3 protein-coding genes are annotated in these 3,314 nt (G+C 42.4%); all 3 read left to right on the plus strand.

The window, feature by feature from the left end; all coding sequences use genetic code 11:
* On the plus strand, nucleotides 1-586 hold a 586-nt coding region (locus OQ279_RS18130), incomplete at its 5' end, for a YjbA family protein (RefSeq protein WP_266071270.1).
* A 539-nt stretch (nucleotides 587-1,125) separates the two neighbouring features.
* Nucleotides 1,126-2,436 (plus strand): group II intron reverse transcriptase/maturase, encoded by a 1,311-nt coding sequence (ltrA, locus tag OQ279_RS18135; RefSeq protein ID WP_266071272.1) that lies wholly within the window; start codon nucleotides 1,126-1,128, stop codon nucleotides 2,434-2,436.
* A gap of 271 nt (nucleotides 2,437-2,707) precedes the next feature.
* The coding region (locus OQ279_RS18140) for an O-methyltransferase (protein ID WP_266071273.1) at nucleotides 2,708-3,314 on the plus strand (607 nt) is incomplete at its 3' end.

Consider the following 3,314-nt stretch of genomic DNA (forward strand, 5'->3'; position numbering starts at 1 on the left):
AAATGATCTCGCAGACATTCCACAGCAGCTTCTTGATGATATTTATCAAAAAGCGTATTTGAGAAAGAACCATGAGCGCGTTCAATTGGAATATTGCTTTGTTGTCACAGATGGGACAGGCATTCTTGCCGTTGATACAATAGGATATAGTATCCCAATCCGAAAAAGCCGTCTTATTCCAAGACAGGAACAGCTTGCATATGAAATGATTGCTGATCAAGATACAATTTCTTACTCTTTTTCATCATCAGCTGGAAAAGGTTTTCATATCCTTTCTCCATCACCTGACTTAATGGCAGGGCTAACAAGAAAAGAAAGACAGCTTAAACAGCTTTTGTTTATGGCATTGGATCAGCTGCACTCCTCCAAAAACGAAGCGGAAATTCGATATTGGTATACCGAATGGAGACCGGAAATTTATTCTGACATTCAAGCCATGAATTTTGAACATGCATGGGATCACCTTTTTGAAGAGAGCAAATATGGCTGGTCAAAAAAGCATGAAAGATTCTGTGAAAATTTAATAAAAGGACAGCCATTCTTTGAAAAATTATGGGAGATTGAGCATGGTTCGAGAGTGAATTAATAAAAAAACCTTCGATGAATGTCGAAGGTTTTTTCTTGTTGTGTGCCCGGCATGGGTGCAGGCTCTAGGGTGCGAGTCCCGAACGGCGAAGGCAGTAGTAGCCGTAGCTTAAGACAAGGATATGCGGGGTGACCCTCCTATCTGAAGGAAGTCGGCGGCAAACTTCCGCTCTGAGGAACACGAATCTCATATGAGGCTAGATGACATTGGGTGAGTCTGCAATACAAGACAAAGTCCATACTGCCAAAGGTGTCACATAGTAAATGAGGCGGAGACATGGAAGGAAAGTCTGTACTCTTACCCGGGGAGAACCTGTCGATATGCCGTACTCATGCGGTAAGCCTATCCGTGAGGATAAGTTGAACGACAGGCGTCAGCAGAAGCCATAGTACTTATTCGCTTAAGAGGATAAGGAAGGGCTGAACCGGTTATGGAAAATAGGAACTAGGCGTATCTTTCCATTCGATGAAACAGAAAACATAGTACCTGTTTAATGAAAGAAACGGTGAATCCGCGGGGGTCATTAAACAGGGTGGAGAATGAAAAGGACACAAACAGAACACCTATTTACGCGGGAGGTTATATCAATGTTAATGGAACGAATCATGTCACGGGAAAACCTACTTAATGCGATTAAAAGAGTAGAAAAGAATAAGGGAAAACATGGAGTGGACGAAATGCCCGTCACTGCTCTTCGTGGACATATTATGCTCAACTGGAGCGAACTGCGAAAATCCCTCTTCGAGGGAACCTATATCCCATCCCCCGTCCGTCGAGTCGAAATCCCGAAACCAGACGGCAAAGGGAAGAGGAAACTGGGAATCCCAACCGTGACAGACCGTTTCATTCAACAAGCAATCACCCAAGTGCTTACCAGAATGTATGACCCTAGTTTCTCTGAATGTAGCTTCGGCTTTCGCCCTAACAGGCGAGCGCACCAGGCTGTTAAATTAGCCCAAAGCTATATAGAAGAGGGTTATCGATGGGTAGTCGACATTGACCTTGAAAAGTTCTTTGACAAGGTTAACCACGATAGATTAATGAGTAAATTAGCCATGAGGATAAAGGATAATACTCTCCTCAAACTAATAAGACGGTTCTTAACCTCTGGTGTTATGGAAGGCGGACTTGTCAGTCCTAACCTTGAGGGGACACCGCAAGGTGGACCTTTAAGCCCTTTACTTTCGAATATTGTGTTGGATGAACTGGATAAAGAACTGGAGCGCAGAGGACATCGCTTTGTCCGCTACGCCGATGATTGTAATATCTATGTGAAATCTAAAAGAGCTGGAGAAAGAGTTATGAAGGCAATGACCCATTTTATCGAGAGGAATCTTAAACTGAAGGTTAACAAGGATAAAAGTGCTGTAGACCGCCCTTGGAAAAGGAAATTTCTTGGGTTCAGTTTTACAAGTAATCTAAAACCGAAGGTGAGAATATCTCCCCAATCAGTTAAACGGTTTAAAGATAAAATAAGAAAGCTTACAAGCAGACGAAGGTCAATTGCCATGGAAGATAGGATTCATAACCTTAACCAATATCTAGTGGGATGGGTTAATTATTATCATTTAGCAGATACCCGTTCAGTAATCGCAAAACTCGAAGGATGGCTTAATCGAAGGTTAAGAATGATTCGATGGAAGGAATGGAAACTTCCCCAAACGAAGGTCAAGAAACTTATTAAACTAGGTGTTTCGAAAGGGAAAGCATATGAATGGGGAAATACAAGAAAGGCTTATTGGAGGATATCCAAAAGTCCAATTCTTCATAAAACATTAGGGAAAGCCTACTGGCTTTCCCTTGGGTTAAAAAGTATTTCTGCTAGATATGACTTACAGCGTTCGACTTAATCGGAACCGCCGTATACGGAACCGTACGTACGGTGGTGTGAGAGGGATAAATGGAGGTTAATCGCCTCCCCCTATCTCAATTGTTTACATGGCGAGGCGGTTTTCAACTACGTCCCTTGAATCACCAGCCCCTTGCACTTTTCGGAAACTATGGTAAAATAATTGAGGTGTTTATAGAGTAGACGATAGCGTCAATCACGGTGTGGGCCGAATGGCTCGTTTTTTGCAAAAGTGCTGCTTTTGTACATGCTCCAGTGAACGCTATTTTTTCATGTCTAAATGGATAATAAGAGGTGAGGGCAGTTTGCAAAATGATAAGCTGCATACTTATATAGAAAAATTAACGAACGAACGCCCTCCTCTGCTGATGGAAATGGAACAGTATGCAGAGGAAAATGGCGTTCCTATTATGGAATTGGTCGGAATTGAAGCATTGCTTCAGTTATTAAGAATTCAGCAGGCAAAGTCCATCCTGGAGGTCGGAACGGCGATTGGCTATTCTGCACTTCGTATGGCACTGGCTTTACCTGAAAGCAAAATTGTCACTTTAGAGAGAGACGAAGAACGGATCAAACTTGCCGGACAATATATCCAGCGTTCAGGACGGGAAGAGCAAATTATTCAGCTAACAGGAGATGCGCTTGAACTGGAGCAGGAAGTAAAGCATCATGGGCCATATGATGCCATTTTTATTGATGCGGCCAAGGGGCAATATCAGCGTTTCTTTGAAATGTATGCTCCCTTTTTAAAAGACGATGGTGTTATTATCACGGACAATGTTTTATTTAAAGGGCTAGTGTGTGAAGACGAGATTGAAAATAAGCGTATCCGCAGTTTAGTGAAAAAAATAAATCTGTTTAACGAATGGCTTATGTCAC

It is taken from the genome of Salinimicrobium profundisediminis, assembly GCF_026241755.1.
GTDB lineage: Bacteria > Bacteroidota > Bacteroidia > Flavobacteriales > Flavobacteriaceae > Salinimicrobium > Salinimicrobium profundisediminis.